This is a genomic window from Corynebacterium sp. HMSC036D03, from assembly GCF_001836185.1.
Classification (GTDB): domain Bacteria; phylum Actinomycetota; class Actinomycetes; order Mycobacteriales; family Mycobacteriaceae; genus Corynebacterium; species Corynebacterium simulans.
This window is the reverse complement of the sequence record NZ_KV827758.1, coordinates 1-263: the sequence shown is the minus strand read 5'-3', so window position 1 is coordinate 263 and position 263 is coordinate 1. Positions and strand designations below refer to the sequence as shown.

Annotated in this window: 1 protein-coding gene; it reads right to left on the bottom strand. The window is 53.6% G+C overall.

Annotated elements, in window-relative coordinates; genetic code table 11:
* Window positions 1-155 (bottom strand): IS3 family transposase (locus HMPREF2692_RS13440; protein ID WP_371326284.1); only part of this gene is annotated, 155 nt, incomplete at its 3' end.
* Between the last annotated feature and the right edge of the window lie 108 nt (window positions 156-263).

Genomic DNA, 263 nt, shown 5'->3' with positions numbered 1-263 from the left:
TTGCCTTTGCCAGAAACACCGGCCAGGCGCATCAACCGAGCAGTTTGTTCACGACCGATATCAATTCCGTCACGGCGGAGAGCATGCCACATTTTCCGCACACCGTAGACACCGTAATTATCGCGATGAACAGCACTAATGTGTTCAATCAGCACAGCATCGCGAAGGCGACGAGCACTTAATCCACGGGCTTTAGACTGGCGGTACCCGCGCGAAGTAAGGAAGCCGCCTTCACGATGGGTGTTTAACGTCTGGCAGATGAA